This window comes from Collinsella tanakaei (assembly GCF_016900375.1).
In the GTDB taxonomy this organism is placed as follows: domain Bacteria; phylum Actinomycetota; class Coriobacteriia; order Coriobacteriales; family Coriobacteriaceae; genus Collinsella.
Genome location: NZ_JACJKB010000012.1, coordinates 58,024 through 81,615 on the forward strand (window position 1 = coordinate 58,024; position 23,592 = coordinate 81,615).

Below are 23,592 nucleotides of genomic sequence, written 5' to 3' on the forward strand. Positions count from 1 at the left end.
ACCTGCATGCTCAAGGCGAGCGTCGCTACTCCGCGCGTGTGACCCGCACGGTGCCCGACATGCCGGCGATGGCATCGGCCCCAGATATCGCATGACCTAGCTCATAGAGGCTGTCGTTGCCGTTGAAGCCTGCGTAGAACATCACCACATCACCCCACGGTCGGTAGTACGCCAGCACCCCGGCACCGCCTTGCGCCAAAGGCGCGTCAGAGCAATCGAGCTGCGACGGCGGATAGAACGTCTGCTCGTTATCGCTGAACGGCTCCACCTCGAGCGTCAGAGGCAGCTGGCCGTACAGGTCGCGCGCCGCCCGGCTGTCGTTCAGCTCGTAGGTAACAACCGCGTCTCCGCAGGTCACCGTTATAGCCATGCTCTTCTCCCGCCCCTCATCCAGCTCGATCAACTCATATGCCTGGCTACCCAGCCCGATCGCCTCGGCATGCTCCAGGGTATGGGCACCGTTGCGGCTCTCGATGCGCTCGACGAGCGCCGCGCCGTCTTCGGCCGCGTAAACGAGGTCGACGCAGGCACGATCGAGCGCGACGGGGTCGAACGACGCCAAGATGCCGATATCGGCCATCTCGGGCTCGGCCGGATGCGAATCGCAGTCGCAGTCGACCGACAGGCGGTTCATGACGTTGATGTAGCAGATGCTTCCGTCCACGCCGCCAAGGTGGTCCGACACGGCCTTCGCCGCCTCGGCCATCGATTCAAGGAAGTCGTCCTGCGCAGGATTTCCCCAGCTCGTCGTTGACGTTCCGGCACTATGGATCAGCATCTTGCCCTCGCGCGAGGCGATGCCGATGGAGCAGTTCTTGATGGCCCCGCCGAAGCCGCCCATCGCGTGGCCCTTGAAATGGGCAAGCGACACGACGTAGTCGTAGTTTGCGAGATGCGACCCGACGAGGTCCTCGGTAAGATGCCTGCCGCCCTCCACGGGCAGCGACATCGAGCCGTCCGCATCCATGATGTCGACGTCGGCGATCGCGGTGAACCCGTGGTCAGCCGCTGCCTGCAGATGGCTTTCCGTCGTCGCGCGCTGGCCGCCATAGGCGGTGTTGCACTCGACGATCGTCGCTCCTAGACCGCGCACGAAATCCCCGATGAGTTCAGGCTGCAGGAAGTTGTGTCCACCCGGCTCGCCCGTAGACAGCTTTACCGCGATATTTCCTGCGGGCTGCGCGCCCAACGCCTCCCATACGCGAGACAAACCCGCAGGGGAGATCTCGCGTGTGAAGTAGACAGCTGGAGCGGAAATCCCGCTTTCCTCAGGGGCAGCGCTCGAGCCGCCCGCATCAGCCGGCAGAGAGCCGACAGGCGATGACCCCGCCTCGCGACCATCACCAGCGCAGCCCGTCATGGCTCCTGCCGCGCCGATGGCAATCGCCCCCTGCAGAAACGCTCTCCTTGAAATCACGCCTGTCGCCTCCCTACCGGCTGCTCATGGGTCCAACAAGATCGGACCTGGCCTCAACTTGTCGCTATAGCTGGCTTTTCGCCCAAGCTGCAGCATCGCAGCCGTTGAGCAGCTTGCCCTGCTTCCAGATGGCGTCGGGGCGCAGGCCGCGCATGCGCCCCTCTGCGCCGGCGATGCCCGACCCGCCCGACGTGGCGAACGGAATGACCGTTTTACCGGCCAGATCGGCCCTCTCGATGAACGTATCGATGATGCGCGGCTCCACGTACCACCAAACCGGAAAGCCAACGAATACCGTGCCGTAGGCGGCCGTATCGGGCAGCGGACGCGCGAGCTCCGGACGCATTCCCTCGTCAAGCCGCTCGAGTGACGTGCGGCTCGAGCTGTCGTTCCAGTTGAGATCGGCTGCGGAATACGTCGACCGCGGCACAATCTCGTACAGATCGGCACCCGTCGCCTGGGCGATCTCGCGCGCCGGGCGCGCCGTCGTCCCGCTGGCCGAGAAATATGCAACCAATGCCTTGCTCATAGCATTCCTTTTCACAAAGCGACAAGATTGAACCTGGCACCAACTTGTCGCTACAGGCTCGCGCGGAAGATCTGGATGACCTCGTCGCGCGTGAGCACGTGATAGCCGCCCTGCATGATGAGTGTGCTATCAGCCAGCGATTCGAGCATCGACTCGTCGGCCCCCAGCTCGGAAATGCTCATCACGCAGCCGATCTCGCGCGTCCATGCCTCCATGGCGTCCAGGCCGGCAGCCGCAAGCTCCTCAGCGGAGCGGCCCTCGGGAGCGATACCCCACACATTGGTGGCGAAGCGCGCGAACTTCTCGACGCCGTACGGCATGATCAGGCGATAGTACGGAAGCGCCACGGCGGCGAGCGTCATGCCGTGAGTCGCATCGGTATGCGCGCCGACCGCCTGACCGAGCATATGGACCTCCCAGTCGGTGCTCTTGCCGCAGGCCACAAGGGTGTTCAACGCCCACGTCGCGCACCACATGATGTTGGAGCGAGCCTCGTAATCCTCGGGGTTTTTCACCGCGATGCGGCTCGCATGGACCAGGCTGCGCATAAGCCCCTCGGACAGGTAGTCGCTCGTGTTGTCATCCTCGCCCGAGAAGTATTGCTCGGTGATATGGTTCATGATGTCGAAGATGCCGGCGACCATCTGGTGCTTCGGCAGCGTGAAGGTGAACTCGGGATTCAGCACCGCGAACTTGGGAAACACGTCGGGATTCGAGAAGACGTGGCCGATCTTCATCTTGGTCTCGTGGTTGGTGATGACCGAGCCGCAATTCATCTCCGAGCCGGTGCCGGCCATGGTGAGCACCGCACCCACGGGCACGACCTCGCAGGTCGGCTCGTCGAAATCGACCCAGTACTTCTGCCAGGGGTCGATATCTTGAGGCAGGTTGACCGACACGGCGACGCCCTTGGCGTAGTCGATGCACGAACCTCCGCCGACCGCGAGGATGAAATCGACGTGATTGTCGCGCGCGATCTTGATGCCCTCGTTTAGCTTCTCGACCGTGGGGTTGGGCATGACGCCAGCATCCTCCACGACGGTCTTGCCCGCAGCCTCGAGAGCCGCGACGACCTGGTCGTAAATACCGTTCTTCTTGATGGAACCGCCGCCGTACACCACCTGGACAGTCTGACCGTAGCCGGTGAGCTCGTCGGCAAGCGCCTGCATGGCGTTCTTGCCGAAGATGAGCTTCGTGGGGTTATGGAACGTGAAGTCTCCGATCATGGCGAACCTTTCCCTTCCCGACGCGTTTAGCATCTTTAGTAACGCCGTGTTGTTTACAAGCTGAACTATAACGAACGTTCTGTTTCTTATTTTGGTGATTCTAATTCGTCACGTTCTCTCCATAGATATCAGTAATCATCTTGTTACGTATGCTATAGTTCTTGTTGACAGGACGTATGGAAAGGCAGCTATGGAATCATTCATGAGGGCACGGAGCGACGAGCAGAAAGCGCTCCGCTTTGCCGAGGTCAAGGCTGCGGCGAAAAAGCAGTTCGCCGAGCGCCCCTATCACGAGATCACGCTGACCACGATCGCCGAGGAGCTCGACTGGTCACGCGCAAACCTCTATAAGTACGTGAGCACCAAAGAGGAGATCTTCCTCGCGCTCGACGCTGACGAATGCCATGCGTATTTCGAGGCGCTGCTCACCGCACTGCCCGAGGGGTGCGGATTTTCCGCCGACATCGTCGCGGAGGTATGGGCGGGCATCGCCAACGCGCATCAGGACTATTTCCGGTTGGGTGAGATTCTTTCGGGCATCATCGAGGCTAATGTGGGAATCGATCGGCTCGTCGCCTTCAAGCGCGCCTACTACGAGGACATGCGTGCGCTGTCCGACCGCCTCGTTTCAATTCTCGGCCTTGATCCCGGACGCATGGAGGACCTCATCACCACCGTCTACTTCCACGGCGTCGGATACGTCAGCGTCTGCTTCCGCAGCCCCCTGATCGCCTCCGCTCTGGCCGAACTTGGCATCAAGAATCACCAGGTCGACTTCCGCCAGACCATGCGCGATTTCATCGCCATGTGCCTCACGTCGATGTAAGCCGACAAGTTGGGGCCAGGTCCGACCTTGTCGGAACCTGGCCCCCTTTGCTACTGGCGGATGAAGGCCCGATCGTGCTCGGGCAGGCCAGCTTCGTCGGTGATGTAGCGCTCTGCCTTCATGTGCAGGTCGTACTTATCGCGCAGTTCGGCGATCTTCGCCATCATGGGCGAAGCATGGTGCGCATCGAGTGCCTCCTGGTCGCGCCACGCATCGATGAGCAGGACGGTCTCCGGATCGTCGAGCGGCTGGAAGTAGCGGTAGCGGACGTTGCCCTCCTCCACGCGTATGGCGTCTGCCGTGCCGGACGCCTCCATTTCCTCGGCGAACTTGCGCGCCGCGCCGTTCGTTCCCGTATAGTACAGATTCACCGTAATCGCCATGATTGCCCCTTTCCAACAACAGCCTTACCGCTCTCGGCACCCTGAGCGAACGTCGGAGATTGCCGGAAGCTCCCGTATGACGCGCGCGGGAACGCCCGCGGCGATGCAGTTGTCCGGCACGTCGTGGGTAACCACGGCGCCCGCACCTACCACGACGTTGCTGCCGATCGTAACCCCGGGCAGCACCGTAACGCCTCCGCCGATCCACACGTCGCTGCCGATGGAGATAGGACGCGTGGTGGTCACGAGCTTCAGCGCACCGTTCGCGTCGCGCTTCCAGCGCTGGGTCGCATCGACCGCGTGCTCCCCGCAGTACAACTTGACGTCGGGGGCGATCACCACACGGTCGCCGATGGTGATGCGCGCACTGTCCTGCAGGGTGCACCCGCCGTTGATGAACACGTCGCTGCCGACACTCGTGTGCTTGCCGTACAGGATGCTCAGCGGCTGCTGCACCGTCACGTTCGCGCCGCAGGAATTCAGCATCTCGCGCAGCAGCTCGGCGCGCTTCACCGGGCTGCCCTCGGTGTTAAACGCTTGGCGCAGTTCCCGCGCGCTGCGGAGCATATCCTGGATCTCGGGGTCGGTGTAGTCGTATTCCATACCCGCCAGCAGCTTCTCATGTTCGGTCACGAGCTTTACACCCCCGTTTGCGAGCCGCATGGAACGGCTCAGGAAGAAATTCTATCCCCAATTTACGCTACGCTTTGTTACTTGTAAATAAGTTTGTTAAACCTGATTTTTCTATTTGCGAATTATGGGAATCCTGCTAGAGTTCTTGAAAACAAGCTGAACGGAAACGGCAGGTTTGTATGGCGGACTTCATCAGGGCGCGCAGCGACGAGCAGAAGGAACAGCGGATGACCCAGATCAAACGGGTCGCCGAAGAGCTGTTCGCATGCAGCTCCTATCACGAGATCACACTTGCGGCCATCGCCGAGCGCCTTGGCTGGTCACGGGCGGCCCTGTACAAGTACGTGACCACGAAAGAAGACATCTTCCTGGAGATCTGTTCCGATAAGCAGGACGAGTACTACGACGCGCTACTGACCGCCTATCCGGAGGGCAGCGCGTACTCCCCTGCCGTGCTCACCGAGGTGTGGACCGAGCAGCTCGCGAGCCACCGCGACTATCTGAGCTATTGCGACCTGTTGTTCACCATCATCGAAACCAACTCCTCTATCGAGCGCCTCGCTGCGTTCAAGAAGCATTACTACGAGGGCCAAGACCAGCTGATCGCGCGCTTTGCGGGAAACCTCGGCTGCGACCCCGCACGTGCGTCGCAGCTCCTCAACGCGGTCTACTACCACGCCGTGGGCATCAACGGCTGGTGCCAGGAGAATCCCCTTGTCGACAAGGCGGTCAAGCTTGCGGGCATCACGCGGCGCACCGTCGACTTCCGTGAGGAGATGCGAGACTTCATCGGCATGTGCCTGGCGCATTACGCAAGCTAGACGCCGCCGACGATGCGATAAGACAGATTCGCCCTGCCTGCAGGCAAGCGGCGGATGGACCCATACAACCGACCACGACCGCCCCTACAGGAGGCGAGGGGTCATGCTGTCAAAAAACGGGCGATCCGCGCCCGCTAACGCTAAAGGATAGGAGGACGAACGAGATGGAGTTTTCGACGGTATGCACGAACGACAAAGGTCAGGCAGTGCCGACGGGTGTTGACGAGCTTGACGCGCAGGCATTCGAGCCGCAGGACGGCACCACGATCTCGTGGCTGGGCGGTGCGGGCTTTCTGCTGAACGCTCGCGGCACCTGCATCATGGTCGATCCCGTGCTCGAGGGCTTCGACATGTCCGTGGTATTCGAAGCGCCTATCGCGCCGGCAGACGTGCCGAGACTCGACGCGATCCTTATCACGCACATCGATAACGACCATTTCAGCCGTCCCACCTGCCACGATGTTGCGGGCGTATGCCCGGCCTACCACGCACCGCGCTATGTTGCGAGCGTTGCGAGCGATGAAGGGCTTCCGGGCGTCGGTCACGACATCGGCGAGAGCTTCACGGTCGGGAACGTGACCGCGCGCCTCACGCCGGCGTGGCACAACTGGCAAAACGGTTCCAAGAAATGGGGGTACCGCACCTGGGAGCGCGAGGATTACTGCGGATACTGGCTCGATACACCCGATGGCGCCATCTGGCTGCCCGGCGATTCCAAGCTGCTGCCAGAACACCTCGAGATGCCCGAACCCGACCTCATCATGCTCGACTTTTCGGACAACGAGTGGCACATCACTTTTGACGGTGCTGTTAAGCTCGCAAACGCGTACCCGAACGCACGGCTGCTGTGTATCCACTGGGGTACCGTCGACGCACCGGATTGGTCAACCTTTAACGGTGACCCACGCGTGCTTGCCGACCACGTGGCGAATCCCGAGCGCGTGCTCGCGCCGCTGCCCGGCGAGATCGTCACGCTGTAGCGGCCGCACGCCATCAAAGAGGCGAAAGCGCGCGACAGGGGGTGCAATATATGCCCGTGCATCCTTTAGGTGGACAATCTGCCCAGATATGTACTCTTGGAAATACCCCTTAAGCGCGCAGCGGGCAAGTCTTCACGCCAGAGACCCGGAAACTAGGCGGGAAAGGCCCAAATCGGCTCAAGAAAACGCCCTTCCTGCCACCAATCGAACACAGAAGCCGAAACCTCAGGTTCGAAAAAGTACATATCTGGGGAGATTGTCCGGCTGGCAGCTTCAGGACGACCCCGGCAGGCGCAACGCCCTCCCGACGCGACGCCATCTGTCCGTCTCGATACGAGAAGACCCGGCAACAGGAGGCCAAACATGAAAACCCTCTACCTCATGCGACACGGTGAGACCATGTTCAATGCGCAGCACCGAATTCAAGGCTGGTGCGACTCGCCGCTCACCGCACGCGGCATCGAGCAGGCGCGCGCCATGGGTGCCAGGCTGCGAGAGCGCGGCGTGCACGTCGACCGCGCCGTCTGCTCGACCACCGAGCGCGCCGCCGACACACTCGAGCTGATTCTTGATGAGCTCGGGCAACCCGACCTTCCCTACGCGCGCTCGAAGGGCCTGCGCGAGATGTTTTACGGCAGTCTGGAAGCCCAGCAGGACTTTCTCGCCGAGAACGACCCCGAGGCCTGTCGGACCTACTACCTGCAATTCGGCGGCGAGTCGTCCGATACGGTACGCGACCGCATGGTGAAGACCCTGACGAACATCATGCTCGAGCCCGGCAGCGATTCCGTGCTCGCCGTGGGTCACGGCGGCGCCAACTTCAACTTCCTGCGCGCCATCCAAGATCCCATGCCTATCCTCAACGCCGGCTGGGACAACTGCACGACCTGCGTCTATACATTCGACGAGAGCCGCGCGAGCGAGGTGCCCGACGGCCACGGCGCTGGCCCATGGCGACTGCTGAATGTCGTGAGACTGTAATATCTAAGACGCAGCAGGCAGGCTACTCCGTACCAAAACACGGGAGGCGTCATGTTTCTCACCCACCGCGTCGAGGAAATCACCAGGCAATCCGATGACACACGCCGCGTGATCGGGGAATTTATCCTGCGCGAACGCACCCATCTCTCCGATTACACCATCGCCGACATCGCGCAAGAGACCTTCGTCTCTAAGGCTTCCGTCACCCGTTTCGCCAAAAGTCTTGGCTACGAGGGCTGGCGCGGATTTATCCGCGACTTCATGGCCGAAGTGCGCTACGAGGCGAATTATGGGGCGGCAATCGACCCTAACTTCCCCTTCCACGCGAACGATTCTGACGAGAAGGTCGTCAACGCGGTAGCGGACGTCGCCTATGACGCCATGGCTGATACGTTGCGCCTCCTTAACCGCGGTGCACTCGCCCTTGCCGTACGATACCTTCAGCAGGCAGACAGAATCTGGGTGTTTGCGCTTTCACCCAACACCTACCTGGGGTCGCTGTTTTGCCGCAAGATGCTCACCGTTGGAAAAACGGCCACGGTCGTGAACAGCGCCGAGCGCGGCCTTGTCGCCCGCTCGCTGGGACCGAGCGACTGTGCCATCATCATCTCGTATTCTGGTAACAACCCCGACTACGAGCCTATGGTCCACATCCCCACGCTCATCGAGCGCCGCGTCCCGCTCATCGGCATCACGGGAGAGGGAGACAACTACATCCGGCGGAGCATTCGCTGCACATTCACCATCTCGTCGCGTGAAAACCTGTACTCCAAAATCGCAACATTCGGCATGGAGATGTCCATTCAGCTGATCTTAAACGCCTTGTTTTCCTGCTATTTTGCGCGCGATTACCAAAGCAACCTCGATCGCAAAATCGACTTCGGACGCGAGCTCGAACAGAGTCGCGCCGCAGCACCCGGAGCGTCATTCGAGCGCTAGGCGCCAAACGGCAGGATTTCGCAGGCAAGCGGCAGAACGAGCATCCGTGGAACCTCAAGTTTCACGTAGTTTCACGCACAAGAGCCTTCCCTGGGCTTGCTGCGAAACCTTGTTTCACGTGTGCGCCCAGGCATCCCCATCCGTTTGCCTCCTCCCTAAACTGCTGGTCAACAGCCGGATGTGCAGCCATGGAATTGCTGCAGCGCCGTCGGTCGCGCATTCGGCTCCCGGCTGAAACAAGGGAAGGAGCATCGATGAGCTCAAAGTACGAGCCCTTAGCGCACGACATCGTGCGTCTCGTAGGTGGCAAGGAAAACGTCAGCCAAGCGTACCATTGCGTGACGCGGCTGCGCTTCATCCTTGCAGATGAGGGAAAGGCAGACGAGGACGCTATCAACGCGCTCGACGGGACCATGGGCGTCATCCATGGAGGAGGACAATTCCAGGTCGTCATCGGACCGCATGTCGCCAACGTGTTCGAAGAGGTAGAAAAACTTGTCGGCGCGACCGGTTCCAACGCTGAAGCGCCGGTTGCCGCAGAGAAGAAAAGCCCGCTCGACGCCGTGATCGACTTCGTCGCAGGCACATTCCAGCCCGTTATCCCCGCGCTTTCCGGCGCAGGCATGGTCAAGGCGGTCATGGCGTTGCTCGTGGTGTTCAACCTCATCGACTCCGCATCGCAGACCTACCAGATGCTGAACATCTTTGCAGACGGCGTTTTCTATTTCCTGCCGATCATGCTCGCATTCACCGAGGCGCAGAAGCTCAAGTGCAACCCGATTCTCGCCGCAGCGGTAGCGGCCATGATGCTGCATCCCAACTGGAGCGCATTCGTTTCGGCGGGCGACCCGGTCAACTTCTTCGGCGCCATCCCGTTCACGCTTGCGTCCTACGGTTCCAGCGTCATTCCCATCATCCTCGTGGTGTTCGTCCAGTCCTTCGTCGAGAAGTGGCTCAACAAGCACATCCCCAACGCGGTGAACCTCGTGTTCGTGCCCATGCTCACCTTCCTGGTGATGGGAACGCTGGCGTTCTCCGTGCTTGGCCCGATCGGCTATATCGTGGGTGAGTGGCTCGCCGTCTTCTTCACGTTCCTGTCTGAGAACGCCGCTTGGGTGCCTGCCGTCCTCATTGGCGGTCTGTGCCCCGTCATGGTCATGTTCGGCATCCACAACGGCATCGCGCCGCTCGGCCCCGTGCAGATGGCACAGCTCGGCTACGACAGCATCTGGGGCCCCGGCAACATCGTGTCCAACATGTGCCAAGCGACCGCAGGCCTTGTGGTCTCCCTGCGTGACCCCAATCACCGCGAGGCGGCCCTCCCTGGATCCATCACCGCCTTCATGGGTATCACCGAGCCCATCCTCTACGGCACCAACTTGCCGCTCAAGTACCCGCTGTACGCCGCGATGATCGGCGGCGCGGCAGGCGGCCTCTATGCCGGCCTCTCCCAGACGCACCGCTTCGCCACCGGCTCCGGCGGCCTGCCTGCAGTCCTGCTTTACATCGGCGACGACACGATGATGCATATGGTGAACATCATCATCGCCATGGTAATTGGCTCTGTGATTACTGCCATCTTGACGTTCGTTCTGGGCAACATCTTCGACCGGCGCGAAAAGACGAACGGTAGCAACTCGAGCACGCAGCCGACGCCCGTTCCCGCAGGGGAAGACGCCGTCGTAGCAAACGACGGTGCGACAACGACGACTTGTGTCTCTCCTGTCACCGGCATCGTGCATCCCGTGAGCGAATCAGCAGACGTCGCCTTCTCCTCGCTCGTGATGGGCGACGGAGCCGCCATCGACCCCACGGACGGCACCGTCGTGGCGCCGGTCTCCGGCGTGGTCACCGTGCTCTTCCCCACCAAGCACGCCATCGGCATCACGTCCGACGACGGCGCGGAGATCCTCATCCACATCGGCATCGACACGGTCAACCTCGAGGGCAAGCCCTTCACGATGAACGTTGCCCAGGGAGATCGCGTCACCGCAGGTCAGCGGCTCGGCACTTTCGACATCAAAGCCATTGAGGATGCAGGTTACAGCGCGCAGACCATGGTCCTCGTCACCAATAAGGACGCCTGGGGCACCGTCTCGCTGGTTCCCAACGGCACCGTAAACGCAGGCGACCAGCTGCTCGAACTCTCCAAGTAATCATCGAACCGCTTATGCGCACGCGGGGTTCGGGACATCTTCTCGGACCCCGCCAGAAAGGGGCCATCATGTTCTATAAGGAGCCCAAACCGTTCCCGAGCGATTTTCTGTGGGGCGCCTCCACCTCGTCCTATCAAGTTGAGGGTGCCTGGAACGAGGACGGCAAGGGGATGTCCGTCCAGGACCTGCACACGCCGCCTGCGGGCATTACCGACTTCAAGATCGCGAGCGACCACTACCACCACATGGAAGAGGACGTCGCGCTCATGGCCGAGCTCGGATTGAAGGCGTACCGCTTCTCTATCAGCTGGTCGCGCGTCATCCCGCAGGGCGACGGCGAAGTAAACGAGGCGGGCCTCGCCTTCTACGACCGCCTGGCCGACGCGCTTATTGCCCACGGCATCACGCCCGTGGCCACGATGTTCCACTTCGACCTGCCGCTCGCCCTGCATGAGCGCGGCGGCTGGGCCAACCGCGCCACCGTCGACGCCTTCGAGCGCTATGCCCGCGTCCTGTTTGAGCGCCTGGGCGACCGCATCAAGATGTGGCTCACCATCAATGAGCAGAACGTGATGGTCATCCACCCCAACGCCATGAACCCCGGGCGGCTTCCCGAGGCGCCCGAGCTCTACCAGCAGAGCCATAACATGTTCGTGGCAAGCGCCAAGGCGACGCTCATGCTGCACGAGATGTGGCCGGACGCCAAGATTGGCCCCGCGCCTAACATCACGGCTATCTATCCGCAAAGCTGCGACCCGGCAGACGTGGTCGCTGCGGACAACTGGGAATCCATCCGCTGCTGGAACTACCTCGACGTGGCGTGTTTTGGCCGCTACAACCCCATCGCCTGGGCGTATATGGAGGAGAAGGGCTGCACGCCGGTGTTCGGGAAGGGCGACGCCGAGCTGCTCGCCGCCGCCAAGCCCGATTACCTGGGCGTGAACTATTACGCCACCGCCACCGTCGCTGCGCCGAAAAACGACGGCACCGACCGGACTGCACGCGCCGGCGACCAGCAGGTCATGCTCGGCGAGGAGGGCGTGTACCGCTCGGGCACGAACGACCACCTCACCGCGACCGAGTACGGCTGGATCATCGACCCCATCGGCATGCGCACCACGCTCCGGCGCGTTGCCAGCCGCTACGGCCTGCCCATCCTCATCACCGAAAACGGCCTCGGCGCGCGCGACACGCTGGAGGCGGACGGTCATGTGCACGACCCGTACCGCATCGACTACCTGCGGCGGCACTTCGAGCAGGCCCAGCTGGCGATTTCCGACGGCGTGAACCTCATCGGCTACTGCCCGTGGAGCTTCATGGACCTCGTGAGCACGCACCAGGGCTACGGCAAGCGCTACGGCTTTGTGTACATCGACCGCGATGAGGAGGACATCCGCTCGATGGCGCGCATTCCGAAGGACAGCTTTACCTGGTATAAGCATGTGGTCGAGACGAACGGGGCTGAACTGTAGACACGAGCGCGGGTCAGGTCGGCAGGGCATGGCCCGCGCCCTTATCATCTTGATTTCATAGCACGGAGCGCCTGGTGGATGGCGAGTGGAAAATAACAACTATGGCAAGAGCGGTACTGGCACGGCGCATCGTATAATGCGAGACGATCCATACCTTAGGCGCATAGAAAGGCCGCGCTATGGAGTTTCGCCATCTGCAGTACTTCCTCATGGTCGCCCGCGAGGGGACCATCTCGGGCGCGGCGAACGTGCTGCACATCTCGCAGCCCTCGCTTTCGCGCCAGATGCAGGATCTGGAGCACGAACTGGGCTGCAAGCTCTTTGAGCGCGGCAGCCGCCGCATCGAGCTCACCGAAGCGGGCATGCGCCTGCGCAGGCGCGCCGAGGAGATCGTCGACCTCGTCGGCCGCACGGAGTCGGAGTTCCTGATCTCGGCCGACACGCTTGCCGGCGAGATCCGCATCGGCGGTGGCGAGACGCAGGCCATGGCGCTCATCGCCGGCGTCATCGCCGAGCTGCAGGAGACCTATCCCCTGCTACGCTTCTCGCTATTCAGCGGCAACGCCGAGGACGTGGGCGAGCGCCTGGACACCGGCCGCATCGACTTCGGCGTGTTCATCGGGCAGACCAACCTTTCGCGTTACGAGACCATCGAGCTGCCCGCGCGCGACACCTGGGGCGTCTTCATGCGCGAGGACGACCCGCTCGCCCGGCTCGAGATCATCCATGCCGAAGACCTACTGGAACGACCCCTTATCTTCTCGCGCCAGGCCAGCCAGGAGATGCGCCGGTGGTTCAAGCACGACTTCGCCGAACTGGACATCGTCGCCACGTACAACCTACTGTTCAACGCCGCCCTGCTCGCGCGCCGTGGCGTGGGCTACGTGATCAGCCTCAAGGACATCGTGGACACCTCAGCGGGCAGCGGTTTGGCGTTCCGGCCGCTCGACCCTCCCATGCATGCCGACATCACCATCGCGTGGAAGCGCTATCAGGAATTCTCGCCGGCCGCGAACGTCTTTCTGGATAAGATCCGCAGCCTGTGGGGGCCCGATAGCCGGTAGAGCGTGAAATCAGGACAGAGGTTTTTTCACATGGGGCAGCGAAATTCGCTGCCCCATGTGAAAAAACCTCTGTCCTGATTTCACGCTACAGGTCGCCGCCGCCGAGCAGGCCGCGCAGGACCTGATGCGGATCGGCCGACCCGTCACGCGGGGCAAGGGCGGTGATCTTCTTCTGCATCTTGAACTCGTGGACCTCGTCTTCGAGCTCGCGCACGCGGGCGCGGAGCTTCTCCATCTCGCGCTCGCGCTCCTCGGCGCGCTCCTTCATGTCGAGGATGCGCACCACGCCGGCAAGGTTGATGCCCTCGTCGGTCAGTTGGTTGATGAGCTCGAGCCGCTCGATGTCCGCGCGCGAGTACAGGCGCGTGTTGCCGCCTGAACGCTGTGGGTTCACCAGACCCTTGGACTCGTAGACGCGCAGGGTCTGAGGGTGCATGCCCGTGAGCTCCGCCGCGACGGAAATCATATACAGCGGCTTATTGCGCGCATCATCAGCCATTTTCTATCCCCAAACTCCTCATGACAGCTAGGACGTGCTCCACTGTCATAAATCTACCACGCAAGCGACAAGAACGAACCCGGCCCCATCTTGTCCATCCTGTCATAACGGAGACGGCCGGCTGAGGCGCCGCAAATTGCCGCGAAAGCCGAGGGCGCACGCCTTGCGTGCGGCGCCCGAAGGCTTGAGCGGCAAGGTGCGGTGCCTCAGTCCGGCCGGTCGGGCCGAAGGCAGCTACACCTTCGCGCGATAGCGGTTCACGTCGGCACGATAGTCGCGGCGATCCGCGTCGCGAAGCTTCTCGAGCGCCGCCTTCTCGTCGCCCGACAGGCCCGTGGGCACCTGCACGGCAACCTTGACCAGCAAGGCGCCGGTGCGGCCGCGGTGCTTCACGTCCGGCGCGCCCATCTCCTTGAAGCGGAAGGTCTTGCCGCTCTGCGTGCCCGCCGGCACCTTCAGGCGAACCGTGGCACCGCCCGGCGTCGGCACCTCGACCGAACAGCCGAGCGCAGCCTCGTAGGCCGAGATCGGCAGCTCCATGGTCACATCGGCGCCCTTGCGCTTGAACAGCGGATGCTCGGCCACGTTGGTGGTCACCACGAGGTCACCGCGCTCGCCGCCGTTGACACCGTACTCGCCGCGCCGCTTGTAGCGCAGCTTGCCGCCATCCACCGCGCCCGCGGGCACCGAGACCGTGATGGTCTGCTGCTCGCCGGTCGACGGGATGCGATAGGTCACCTTATGTGTCACGCCGCGAAACGCATCCTCGGCCGACACGTCAACAGACAGCGACAGGTCGCTGCCCTTGCGTGGCCTGTTCGCAGCGCGGGCACCTCCGCCCATGCCGCCGAAGTTGCTCCAGTCGGACCCGAAGGCGCCGTCGCCGTTGAAGATGCTGCTGAAGATGTCGCTCCAGCCGCCCGCGCCGGGGCCGCCCGAATAGGCGTAGCCGCCACCGCCCGCGCCCGGGATGCCACCGAACATCAGCATCTGGTCGTACTCTTTGCGCTTCTTGGGATCCGAAAGCGTGTCGTACGCCTCGGAGATCTCCTTGAACTTGGCCTCGTCTCCGCCCGCATCGGGATGGTACTTCTGCGCGAGCTTGCGGAAGGCCTTCTTGATCTCTTGGTCGGAGGCGTTCTTCTGGACGCCCAGCACATCGTAGAAATTCTTACCCTGCGGCATATACGCCCCCTCCTTTCCTCAATGACAGGTAGGACGGGGCCCACTGTCATCTTTTTCTGATAACCGGGGCGCACGCCGGCGCCCCCTGCAAAAACATGACAGCTGAACCTGTCCTAACTGTCATGTCCTGCGAAACCATGACACTGGGCCCCGTCCTAACTGTCATGGCTTGAAAAGGGCTCCGGAGCTTTACCCCGGAGCCCTTGAAACTTACTCCTCGGTGTCCTCGGAAGCCTCGGCCTCCGCGGGCTCCTCGGCGGGTGCGGGCCTCTTGGCGCCGCCGTAGGTCACCGTGACCATCGCGGAGCGCAGGATGCGGTCTCCCATGCGATAGCCCTTCTGGTACACATCGTGGACCGTCTCGTCATAGGCCTCGACGTCCTCGACGCGGCCGACCGCCTGGTGCTCAAGCGGATCGAATGCCTCGCCCTTGGGGTCGATGACCTCGACGCCCTCGTGCTCGAACACGCCCATGAGCTTGGCATGCACCGCGTCGACACCGTCGACGAACTGCTTGAAGTCGTCGGCGAGCTCCTGAGTGCGCGCATGGTCGATGGCGCGCTCGATGTCGTCGACGACGGGCAGCAGCGCGGTCACGAGCTTCTCGGTCGCGCGGGCCTGCTCGGCCAGGCGCTCGGCCGCCGTGCGGCGACGGTAGTTCTCCCAATCGGCCTGCAGGCGGGTCGCGCGGTCGGCGGCCTCGGTGGCCTTGGCCTCCGCCTCCTTCTGCGCATCCGCGGCGGCCTCGAGCTCGGCGCGAACCTCGGCAAGCTCGTTGGCAACCTGCTCGTACTTCACCTTGAAGTCGTCGTTGGCTGCCTCCTCGCCGGCGCGGATGGCGGCCTCGACCATCTCCTCCTCGGTCATGGCGGGCACCTCCTGCTCTTCAGCGGTCTCAGCGGCCTCGACGGCCTGGGCGGCCTCGGTCTCGGCAGCCCCCGTTGCCTCGTCGGCTGCCTCTACGGGAATCTTCACGTCCTTCTCCTCAGCATCCGCGGAGGCGGCAGCGGCGGCCGCCTCCGTGTGGTCATTGCGGGCGGACATGGTTACTTGTCCTCGTCGACAACCTCGTAGTCGGCATCGACGACATCGTCGTCAGCACCGGCTGCGGAACCGGCGGCACCGCCCTCGGTGGCCTGCTGGGCGTCGGCGTACACGATCTGAGCGAGCTCGTAGGCCACGGACTGCAGGTTGTCGCCCGCGGTCTTGATGGCCTCGACATCGGAACCCTCGAGGGCCTTCTTGGCCTCGGCGATGGCGTTCTCAGCCTTGGACTTGAGGTCGGCGTTGACCTTGTCGCCCAGGTCGGCGAGGGTCTGCTCGGTGGAGTAGGCGAGCGAGTCGGTCTGGTTGCGAACCTCGACCTCCTCCTTCTGCTTCTTGTCCTCCTCGGCATGGGCCTCGGCGTCCTTGACCATGCGGTCGACTTCCTCGTCGGAAAGCGCGGTGGAGCCGGAGATGGTGATCTGCTGCTCCTTGCCGGTGCCCTTGTCCTTAGCGGAGACCTTCACGATGCCGTTGGCGTCGATGTCGAAGGTGACCTCGATCTGCGGCACGCCGCGGCGGGCGGCCGGGATACCGGTCAGCTGGAACTTGCCCAGGCTCTTGTTGTCGCGAGCCAGCTCGCGCTCGCCCTGCAGGACGTTGATCTCGACGCTGGTCTGGTTATCGGCAGCGGTGGAGTAGATCTCGGTCTTGGAGGTCGGGATCGTGGTGTTGCGGTCGATCATCTTGGTCATGATGCCACCCATGGTCTCGACGCCCAGCGACAGCGGGGTGACGTCGAGCAGCAGGATGTCGGACGGACCGTCACCGGAGAGGATGGCACCCTGGACGGCAGCGCCGGAGGCGACGACCTCGTCGGGGTTCACGGACATGTTGGGCTGCTTGCCGGTCATGTTCTTGACGAGGTCCTGGACGGCGGGCATACGGGTGGAGCCGCCGACGAGGATGACCTCGGTCAGGTCGGAGAGCTTGAGGTTGGCGTCGCGCAGGGCGTTGGTCACCGGCTGCTTGCAGCGCTCGAGCAGGTCGTGCGTGATGCGCTCGAACTCGGCGCGGGTCAGCGTGTAGTCGAGATGCTTGGGGCCGGTGGCGTCAGCGGTGATGAAGGGCAGGTTGATGGTGGCCTGCTGAGCAGCGGAGAGCTCCTTCTTGGCGTTCTCGGCGGCCTCCTTCAGGCGCTGCAGGGCCATGGGGTCCTGACGCAGGTCGATGCCGTTGTCGGACTGGAACTTGTCGGCCAGCCAGTCGATGACGCGCTGATCCCAGTCGTCGCCGCCCAGGTGGTTGTCACCGGAGGTGGACAGGACCTCGAACACGCCGTCGGCAAGGTCGAGGATGGAGACGTCGAAGGTGCCGCCACCCAGGTCGAAGACGAGGATGCGCTGGTCGGTGCCCTGCTTGTCGAGGCCGTAGGCGAGCGCCGCGGCGGTCGGCTCGTTGACGATGCGCTTGACGTTCAGGCCGGCGATCTTGCCAGCGTCCTTGGTGGCCTGACGCTGGGCGTCGTTGAAGTAGGCCGGGACGGTGATGACGGCGTCGGTGACGGTCTCGCCCAGGTACTTCTCGGCGTCGGTCTTCATCTTCTGCAGGATCATGGCGCTGACCTGCTCGGGCGTAAAGTCCTGGCCGTCGATCTGAGCGACGGCGCGGCCGCCCTGGCCCTCCTTGACGGTGTAGGGTACGGTCTTGATCTCGCTCGCAACCTCAGAGTACTTGCGGCCCATGAAGCGCTTGATGGAGAACACGGTGTTCTTGGGGTTGGTGACCGCCTGGTTCTTAGCGGCCTTGCCCACGACGCGGTCGCCGTCGGCGCGGAAGCCCACGACGGACGGGGTGGTGCGGTCGCCCTCGGCGTTCACGATGACGGTGGGGTCGCCACCCTCGAAGACCGCCATGGCGGAGTTGGTAGTACCAAGGTCGATACCAAGAATCTTGCTCATGATATATCCCTCTTCTTTCCTCTACGTGCCGGGTGGCTCGGGACCTCCCGGCGCCACGCGTTTTTTCGTTCGCCCTTACTATATCCCCTTATAGGGCTGGCTATACAAAATCTAAGTCATTCCATATAAGATTTTCTAAAAAAGTTTTGACAGGGTGGGCGATGCGGCCCCTGACGTCGCCGTTTACCGAAAAGAGCGCAGCCGCACGCTTCGGGAAAACGTGCGCACGCCCCTCAACAGCGGGAACAAACGCCATGGACGCAATCGATTGTTTAATTCAAACGTCCGGCACCGGGACAATTGCCAGCACAGATTATTAGTAAGTTACGGCTGACTCGGCGAACGGTATGTAAAACGGCGCTTCGAGACTTGCAATGACGTCCCCTCGTGGTATGTTAAGCCCAAGAAAGCCCGACGCGCATTCGCCTGTGGCGCCGGGCCCAACGTGTATCGCACAGAGAGGACTACTACCATGGCCAAGCCTATCATTGATGCTGATGAGTGCATCGCTTGCGGCGTTTGCGTCGACTCCTGCCCCCAGGGCGTTCTCGAGCTCAACGACGTTGCTACCGTGACCGACGAGGATTCCTGCATCGCCTGCGGCGCTTGCCAGGAGGCCTGCCCGGCCGGCGCCATCACCGAGATCGAGGAGTAACTTCCCGCTCGCTTGAAGCGCTGCGCACCACGCGTATGACGAAAAGCCCGGTTCCGCGAGGAGCCGGGCTTTTTCATGCAGATTTGGGTCTTCGCGCACTCGCAGAACGGATCGGCGCCGTCCGCTGCAATCAGTACGGGGCGCCCGCAGGGGGAAGCTGCTTGAGATAGGCCCACATGCGCTGCTTCTCGCGCGGGTCGGAGAGCGCCTGCTCGAATCCGTCGAGCGCAAGCACCCGCCGCCCGAGCACGTGGGCCACAAGCCCCGACGCGAGCATGGCGGTATTGAAGTCCTCGATGACAACGAGCGCATCGGCATAGGCTTCACGCATGATGTCGGCGGCGGCGTCATCCAGCAGCACGACCGCTTCCGGATCGAGAGCCTCGAGCGCCTCACGGAACGCGGCAGTGGGCAGAGCATCGCCAGGTGCCGCCACGGCATCGCTTTCGCTGCGCGCCGCCCCGGCGACCGACGCGAGGGCGCAGAAATCCTCCGGAGCGTAGCCGATGGCTGTCAGGGCAGAGCGCAGCGCACGGCCGTCAGCGCCGGCAAGCAGCTCGCCGCCCGCGAGCTCGTCCTCATTCAGATCGCCCTTGACCAGCACGACCGGCGACAGCGCATTGCCCGCCATACGGACGCCGCGCGCCTCGAGCGCTTCGAGCTCCTGCTCGAGCGCGGCCACGATGGCCTCTTTCCGCTCTGCCGTCGAGATGTGCATGGCGCTCTCCCTTCCAATCAGCCAGCATGATACCGCGACCGACGGGGCGAGCGCGGCATGCGCGACTTCCTGCATGGCAATTCCCGCGAAAAGCAGTCCTCCCCGTGCATCCGCTTTCTGCAAGTGGGTATAACCCCCAACGTATCGGATGCCCCGCGCACAACGCGCACACCATAGGAGGATTGCCATGGCTGCCATCATCGAGGCCACCCCCCAGAACTTCGGTTCGCTTCTTTCGTCTGACGTGCCCGTTCTCATCGATTTCTGGGCACCGTGGTGCGGCCCCTGCCGCACGCTTTCCCCCATCGTCGACGAACTCGCCGATGAGCTCGACGGCAAGCTCGTCGTCGCCAAGTGCAATGTCGACGAGAACCAGGACATCGCCATGAAGTACGGCGTCATGTCCATCCCGACTCTCGTCATGCTCAAGGGCGGCCAGGAGGCCATGCGCACCGTAGGCGCAATGCCGAAGGCACGCCTTGCAGCGGAAATCGAGAAGGCGCTCTAACGGGCCGGCCGCGGCTCTGCGGGGCCGCGGCATCGTCGTCCGTCTCTTCGTCCACCTTCCTTTCCTTTCTTCCCAAGAGAACAGACGCCTTCCGTATGGGGCGGCCCGCCACCCGGCGGGCCGCCCCATGTGCATGGCAGGGCCTCGCCCCTGCACGATCTGCCCCGCGCACCACGGTCGTAGTACACTGAACCGGAACCGAACGACAGCCGCCAAGGAGGCAACGATGCACGACACCGGAATGAACATGGGCCAGCTCGCCATGAGCGTCAAGCAGGTCGACGACACCATCGCCCTCGCGCGCACCTGGAGCCACGAGCTGCTCCACGCCACCGAAAACTACGATATGGAGCGCATCGGCGAGAAGCTGCGCGGCGCCATGGACGCCCTCGGCGAGGCGCGCGCCGCGCTCGAGGGCTACGAGGAGGCCATCGAGGCCGATCACAACGCGGTCGGCACCGTCAGGCTGGTGTAGCCGTGGGCGCCCCTGAGGCGGCCGGCGAGCTCGCTCGCTTCTCGGTCGCGGTCCCCGAGGACATGCTGAAGGAGTTCGACGCGCTCATCGCCCGTCGCGGCGACGCGCGCAACCGCTCCGAGGCGATTCGCGACCTCATGCGCGCGGCGCTCGTCCGCGACCGCACGAGAACTCCCCACGAAGAGGTCATCGGGTCGCTCACCATGATCTACGACCACCACACCGGGGACCTCTCGCGCCGCCTGGGCGATATCCAGCACGACTACACCGACGAGATCGTATCCACCATGCACGTGCATCTGGACCACCACAACTGCATGGAGATCTTGGCCCTCAAGGGGGCGGGCTCGCGCATCTATGAGCTCGCGGACAAGCTGCTCGGCATGCGCGGCGTGCATCACGGCGAGCTCACCTGCGCCGCCACGGGCACCAGCTTGGACCTCACCGCATGAGCGGGTCGGAGCGCCATGTCCGCATCCACGCGACCGGCATCGTGCAGGGCGTGGGGATGAGGCCGTTCGTCTACCGCGAAGCGGTGGCGCACGGCATCCGCGGCTGGGTGCTCAACGCCGCCGACGGCGTCCACATCGATGCTGCGGCACCTTCGACAGACATCGACGCCTTCGTGCGCGATCTGCGTGCGCATGCGCCTGCAGCGGCGCGCATCGAGAGGATCGCTGTCGACGACGTGCCCGACGATCCCGCCGCACAGCAGGGCGAGGGTTTCAGCATCATCGCGTCGGACGGCACCGGCGCACGAACCACACTCGTCTCGCCCGATATCGCAACCTGCTACGACTGCCTGCGCGAGCTGTTCGACCCCGCCGACCGGCGCTTCCACTACCCCTTTATCAACTGCACCAACTGCGGCCCGCGATTCACCATCATCCGGTCGCTCCCCTACGACCGCCCCTCCACCTCGATGGACGCGTTCCCCATGTGCCCCGACTGCGCCCGCGAATACCGCAATCCTGCCGACCGGCGCTTCCATGCGCAGCCGGACGCCTGCTTTGCCTGCGGACCGCATATCACCTGGCGCGAACGGGAAGACGGAGCCGCACCGCGCGTCGGTCGCGACCGCGCCGAGAGCGACGCGATCATCGAGCGGTGCGCCGTGCTCATCGCTTCGGGCGGCATCGTGGCCATAAAGGGATTGGGCGGCTTCCATCTGGCGTGCAACGCCGCCGACGAGCAGGCGGTATGCGAGCTGCGCCGCCGTAAGCGCCGCAGCCGCAAGCCGCTTGCCATCATGGCGCGCAACCTCGACGTCATAGAGCCCCATTGCCATCTTGACGATGTCGAGCGCGACCTTCTGACCGGGAGCGTCCGCCCCATCATCCTGCTGCGCCGCTGCCTGGATGCAGAGGCGCCCCTTACCGCGCCCTCGGTCTCCTACGACCTTCCCGAGCTCGGCGTCATGCTGCCCTACACGCCCCTGCAGCATCTCCTGCTGGAGGTATGTGCGCAGCGCGGCATCGACGCGCTCGTCATGACGAGCGGCAACATCAGCGAAGAGCCCATTGAGATCGATGACGACATCGCATGGGAGCACCTCGGCGGCATCGCCGACGCGCTGCTGGGCAACGACCGCGCTATCCTGTCGCGCTTCGACGATTCGGTCGTCCGCGTTGTCGATGGGTCCATCATGCCCGTGCGCCGCGCGCGCGGCTACGCCCCGCAGCCGCTCCCGCTGCCGGCGCACGCGGGCGTCCTCGGCGCCGACGTCTGCGTGCTGGCGTGTGGACCCGAGCAGAAGGCAACCGTCGCCTATACCCGCGAGGACGCGGACGGCCCGGCGCAGTGCTTCGTTTCGCAGCACATCGGGGACATCGAGAACGCGGCGACCCTCGACGCCTGGCACGACGCGCGTGCCAGGCTCGAGCACCTCTTTGACCTGCACCCCGCGGCGATCGCCTGCGACCTGCACCCGAACTACCTTTCGAGCCAATGGGCGCGCGAGCATGCCGGGCAGGCGGGCATCCCGCTGCTCGAGATCCAGCATCATCATGCGCATATCGCATCGGTCATCGCCGAGGCCGCCTGTGAAGGTTCGCTCGGGGCGGACCAGCCTGTCGTCGGCATCGCCTTCGACGGCACAGGCGCAGGAGACGACGGCACGATATGGGGTGGCGAGTTTCTCGTTACCAGCTTGACCGGCTATACGCGTGCGGCGCGCATCAAGCCCTGGAGGCTGCCGGGCGCAGCGGCGAGCGTCCGCGACGCCCGTCGCTGCGCCCTCTCGCTGCTCGCGGCGCATGGGCTGCTCGACCACCCGGGCGCGGGCCCACTGCTCGAAAGCCTGACCGACCGCGAGCGAACCATCACGCTCTCGATGGTCGAGCGCGGCATCAACAGCCCGTTGACGAGCAGTATGGGCAGATTCCTCGACGCATGCGCAGCGATGCTGGGCATATGCGGCCTGGCAACATACGAGGGCGAGCCCGCCATCGAACTCGAGGCGGCGGCATGGGCCGCGCGCGAGGCCCATTCACCCGATCTGCAGGCAGCTATGGATACTTTTGCCACTTTTGTACCGCCGGCGCCCCAAGCGTGTCCTCCGGAAAACGCACAGGGGGCCTTCGCGAAACCCTCGGGCGTTTGCAATCGCACTATTACGGCCAATACGGATAGCTGCACATCGGAATCCGGACACGCCGCGTCCGGCGCCGGCCCTTCGGACGTACATGAGCGGTACAAAACCGGCAATTTCATCCAAGGGAACTTCAAAATGCCCTCCGACAATCCCGTCCGGCCGCTCGACATCGATCTCGGCCCCGTTCTGCAGCACTTGCTGGACGGCATCGCCCGCGGCGAGGACTCCTCCGCTCTCGCGTTCGAGCTCCACGGGGCGATTGCGCGTGCAGCGGCCGACATCGCCGAGCTCATCTGCAAGCAGACGGGCATCCGCACCGTCGTCCTATCCGGCGGCGTGTTCATGAATCGTCTGCTCCTGGAGGGCACGCGCGCACTTCTTGAGGAACGCGGCATCACCGTGCTTATCCCGCACACCATTCCGGTGAACGACGGCTGCATCGCATACGGCCAGGCGGCAATTGCCCGCGCCCGCATGGCAACGCAGGCACAGCGCTAGCGACGGCCCCGCCGGCGCGCCATGCCGGGCGCCGGCGTTGCCCGGACGCCGTGCGCGCGGTACCATTGGCCCGAACAAACAAGGACGCC

The 23,592-nt window shown here is 63.6% G+C and carries 22 protein-coding genes and 1 pseudogene; 13 read left to right on the forward strand and 10 right to left on the reverse strand.

Annotated elements, in window-relative coordinates:
- Positions 1 to 25: 25 nt before the first annotated feature.
- The 3 genes from H6A16_RS08055 to H6A16_RS08065 all read right to left on the reverse strand — a co-directional run bounded on the left by H6A16_RS08055 (position 26) and on the right by H6A16_RS08065 (position 3,172).
- Positions 26 to 1,417 (reverse strand): cyclophilin-like fold protein, encoded by a 1,392-nt coding sequence (locus tag H6A16_RS08055; RefSeq protein ID WP_204617976.1) that lies wholly within the window; start codon positions 1,415 to 1,417, stop codon positions 26 to 28.
- Positions 1,418 to 1,481: 64 nt separating this feature from the next.
- On the reverse strand, positions 1,482 to 1,946 hold the full coding sequence (locus H6A16_RS08060) for a flavodoxin (protein ID WP_204617978.1): 465 nt from the start codon (positions 1,944 to 1,946) through the stop codon (positions 1,482 to 1,484).
- Between the two features lie 50 nt (positions 1,947 to 1,996).
- A complete protein-coding gene (locus tag H6A16_RS08065) occupies positions 1,997 to 3,172 on the reverse strand; it encodes an iron-containing alcohol dehydrogenase (RefSeq protein ID WP_204617981.1) in 1,176 nt (391 codons plus the stop codon).
- 190 nt (positions 3,173 to 3,362) lie between these two features.
- On the opposite strand from H6A16_RS08065, the gene H6A16_RS08070 reads away from it, so the two are divergent.
- Positions 3,363 to 3,998: a TetR family transcriptional regulator gene (locus H6A16_RS08070; RefSeq protein WP_204617983.1), complete on the forward strand. Its 636-nt coding sequence runs from the start codon at positions 3,363 to 3,365 to the stop codon at positions 3,996 to 3,998.
- Positions 3,999 to 4,048: 50 nt separating this feature from the next.
- Here H6A16_RS08070 and H6A16_RS08075 read toward each other — a convergent pair whose 3' ends face one another.
- Both H6A16_RS08075 and H6A16_RS08080 read right to left on the reverse strand, forming a co-directional pair.
- Positions 4,049 to 4,381, reverse strand: a complete 333-nt coding sequence (locus H6A16_RS08075) for a putative quinol monooxygenase (protein WP_204617985.1) — start codon at positions 4,379 to 4,381, stop codon at positions 4,049 to 4,051.
- Positions 4,382 to 4,405: 24 nt separating this feature from the next.
- Positions 4,406 to 5,014, reverse strand: coding sequence for a maltose acetyltransferase domain-containing protein (locus H6A16_RS08080; protein ID WP_204617987.1), 609 nt, complete (start codon positions 5,012 to 5,014; stop codon positions 4,406 to 4,408).
- A gap of 179 nt (positions 5,015 to 5,193) precedes the next feature.
- On the opposite strand from H6A16_RS08080, the gene H6A16_RS08085 reads away from it, so the two are divergent.
- The 7 genes from H6A16_RS08085 to H6A16_RS08115 all read left to right on the forward strand — a co-directional run bounded on the left by H6A16_RS08085 (position 5,194) and on the right by H6A16_RS08115 (position 13,427).
- On the forward strand, positions 5,194 to 5,835 hold the full coding sequence (locus H6A16_RS08085) for a TetR/AcrR family transcriptional regulator (protein WP_204617989.1): 642 nt from the start codon (positions 5,194 to 5,196) through the stop codon (positions 5,833 to 5,835).
- A 164-nt stretch (positions 5,836 to 5,999) separates the two neighbouring features.
- On the forward strand, positions 6,000 to 6,815 hold the full coding sequence (locus H6A16_RS08090; RefSeq protein WP_204617991.1) for an MBL fold metallo-hydrolase: 816 nt from the start codon (positions 6,000 to 6,002) through the stop codon (positions 6,813 to 6,815).
- Between the two features lie 363 nt (positions 6,816 to 7,178).
- Entirely contained in the window at positions 7,179 to 7,796 is a 618-nt protein-coding gene (locus H6A16_RS08095; RefSeq protein ID WP_204617993.1) for a histidine phosphatase family protein, read from the forward strand.
- A 51-nt stretch (positions 7,797 to 7,847) separates the two neighbouring features.
- Positions 7,848 to 8,735, forward strand: a complete 888-nt coding sequence (locus H6A16_RS08100; RefSeq protein WP_204617995.1) for a MurR/RpiR family transcriptional regulator — start codon at positions 7,848 to 7,850, stop codon at positions 8,733 to 8,735.
- Positions 8,736 to 8,989: 254 nt separating this feature from the next.
- Positions 8,990 to 10,891 carry a beta-glucoside-specific PTS transporter subunit IIABC gene (locus tag H6A16_RS08105; RefSeq protein ID WP_204617997.1) on the forward strand — a complete coding sequence of 634 codons (1,902 nt, stop codon included), beginning with the start codon at positions 8,990 to 8,992 and terminating at the stop codon, positions 10,889 to 10,891.
- A 68-nt stretch (positions 10,892 to 10,959) separates the two neighbouring features.
- Positions 10,960 to 12,363: a glycoside hydrolase family 1 protein gene (locus H6A16_RS08110; RefSeq protein WP_204618000.1), complete on the forward strand. Its 1,404-nt coding sequence runs from the start codon at positions 10,960 to 10,962 to the stop codon at positions 12,361 to 12,363.
- Between the two features lie 179 nt (positions 12,364 to 12,542).
- Positions 12,543 to 13,427 carry a LysR family transcriptional regulator gene (locus H6A16_RS08115; protein WP_204618002.1) on the forward strand — a complete coding sequence of 295 codons (885 nt, stop codon included), beginning with the start codon at positions 12,543 to 12,545 and terminating at the stop codon, positions 13,425 to 13,427.
- An 85-nt stretch (positions 13,428 to 13,512) separates the two neighbouring features.
- Here the strand turns inward: H6A16_RS08115 and H6A16_RS08120 are convergent, their stop codons facing one another.
- The 4 genes from H6A16_RS08120 to dnaK all read right to left on the reverse strand — a co-directional run bounded on the left by H6A16_RS08120 (position 13,513) and on the right by dnaK (position 18,056).
- Positions 13,513 to 13,926 carry a heat shock protein transcriptional repressor HspR gene (locus H6A16_RS08120; protein WP_204560953.1) on the reverse strand — a complete coding sequence of 138 codons (414 nt, stop codon included), beginning with the start codon at positions 13,924 to 13,926 and terminating at the stop codon, positions 13,513 to 13,515.
- Between the two features lie 234 nt (positions 13,927 to 14,160).
- Positions 14,161 to 15,111: a DnaJ C-terminal domain-containing protein gene (locus H6A16_RS08125; protein WP_204618004.1), complete on the reverse strand. Its 951-nt coding sequence runs from the start codon at positions 15,109 to 15,111 to the stop codon at positions 14,161 to 14,163.
- A gap of 210 nt (positions 15,112 to 15,321) precedes the next feature.
- Entirely contained in the window at positions 15,322 to 16,155 is an 834-nt protein-coding gene (locus H6A16_RS08130) for a nucleotide exchange factor GrpE (protein WP_204618006.1), read from the reverse strand.
- Positions 16,156 to 16,157: 2 nt separating this feature from the next.
- Positions 16,158 to 18,056 carry a molecular chaperone DnaK gene (gene dnaK, locus H6A16_RS08135; RefSeq protein WP_204618008.1) on the reverse strand — a complete coding sequence of 633 codons (1,899 nt, stop codon included), beginning with the start codon at positions 18,054 to 18,056 and terminating at the stop codon, positions 16,158 to 16,160.
- A gap of 409 nt (positions 18,057 to 18,465) precedes the next feature.
- Here dnaK and H6A16_RS08140 point away from each other — a divergent pair.
- Positions 18,466 to 18,711 (forward strand): annotated as a pseudogene (locus H6A16_RS08140) (DUF362 domain-containing protein); the annotation flags it as partial.
- A gap of 130 nt (positions 18,712 to 18,841) precedes the next feature.
- Here the strand turns inward: H6A16_RS08140 and H6A16_RS08145 are convergent.
- Positions 18,842 to 19,429, reverse strand: coding sequence for a hypothetical protein (locus tag H6A16_RS08145; protein WP_204618012.1), 588 nt, complete (start codon positions 19,427 to 19,429; stop codon positions 18,842 to 18,844).
- Between the two features lie 148 nt (positions 19,430 to 19,577).
- Between H6A16_RS08145 and trxA the strand changes: the two genes are divergently transcribed.
- The 4 genes from trxA (at position 19,578) to hypF (ending at position 23,503) form a co-directional block, all read left to right on the forward strand.
- Positions 19,578 to 19,937 (forward strand): thioredoxin, encoded by a 360-nt coding sequence (gene trxA / locus H6A16_RS08150; protein ID WP_204618014.1) that lies wholly within the window; start codon positions 19,578 to 19,580, stop codon positions 19,935 to 19,937.
- A gap of 226 nt (positions 19,938 to 20,163) precedes the next feature.
- Positions 20,164 to 20,412: a hypothetical protein gene (locus tag H6A16_RS08155; protein WP_204618016.1), complete on the forward strand. Its 249-nt coding sequence runs from the start codon at positions 20,164 to 20,166 to the stop codon at positions 20,410 to 20,412.
- Positions 20,413 to 20,414: 2 nt separating this feature from the next.
- Positions 20,415 to 20,864: a nickel-responsive transcriptional regulator NikR gene (nikR, locus tag H6A16_RS08160; protein ID WP_342589741.1), complete on the forward strand. Its 450-nt coding sequence runs from the start codon at positions 20,415 to 20,417 to the stop codon at positions 20,862 to 20,864.
- Positions 20,861 to 23,503 carry a carbamoyltransferase HypF gene (gene hypF / locus H6A16_RS08165; RefSeq protein WP_204618019.1) on the forward strand — a complete coding sequence of 881 codons (2,643 nt, stop codon included), beginning with the start codon at positions 20,861 to 20,863 and terminating at the stop codon, positions 23,501 to 23,503. Before nikR ends, hypF begins: the two co-directional genes overlap by 4 nt.
- The last annotated feature ends 89 nt before the right edge of the window (positions 23,504 to 23,592 follow it).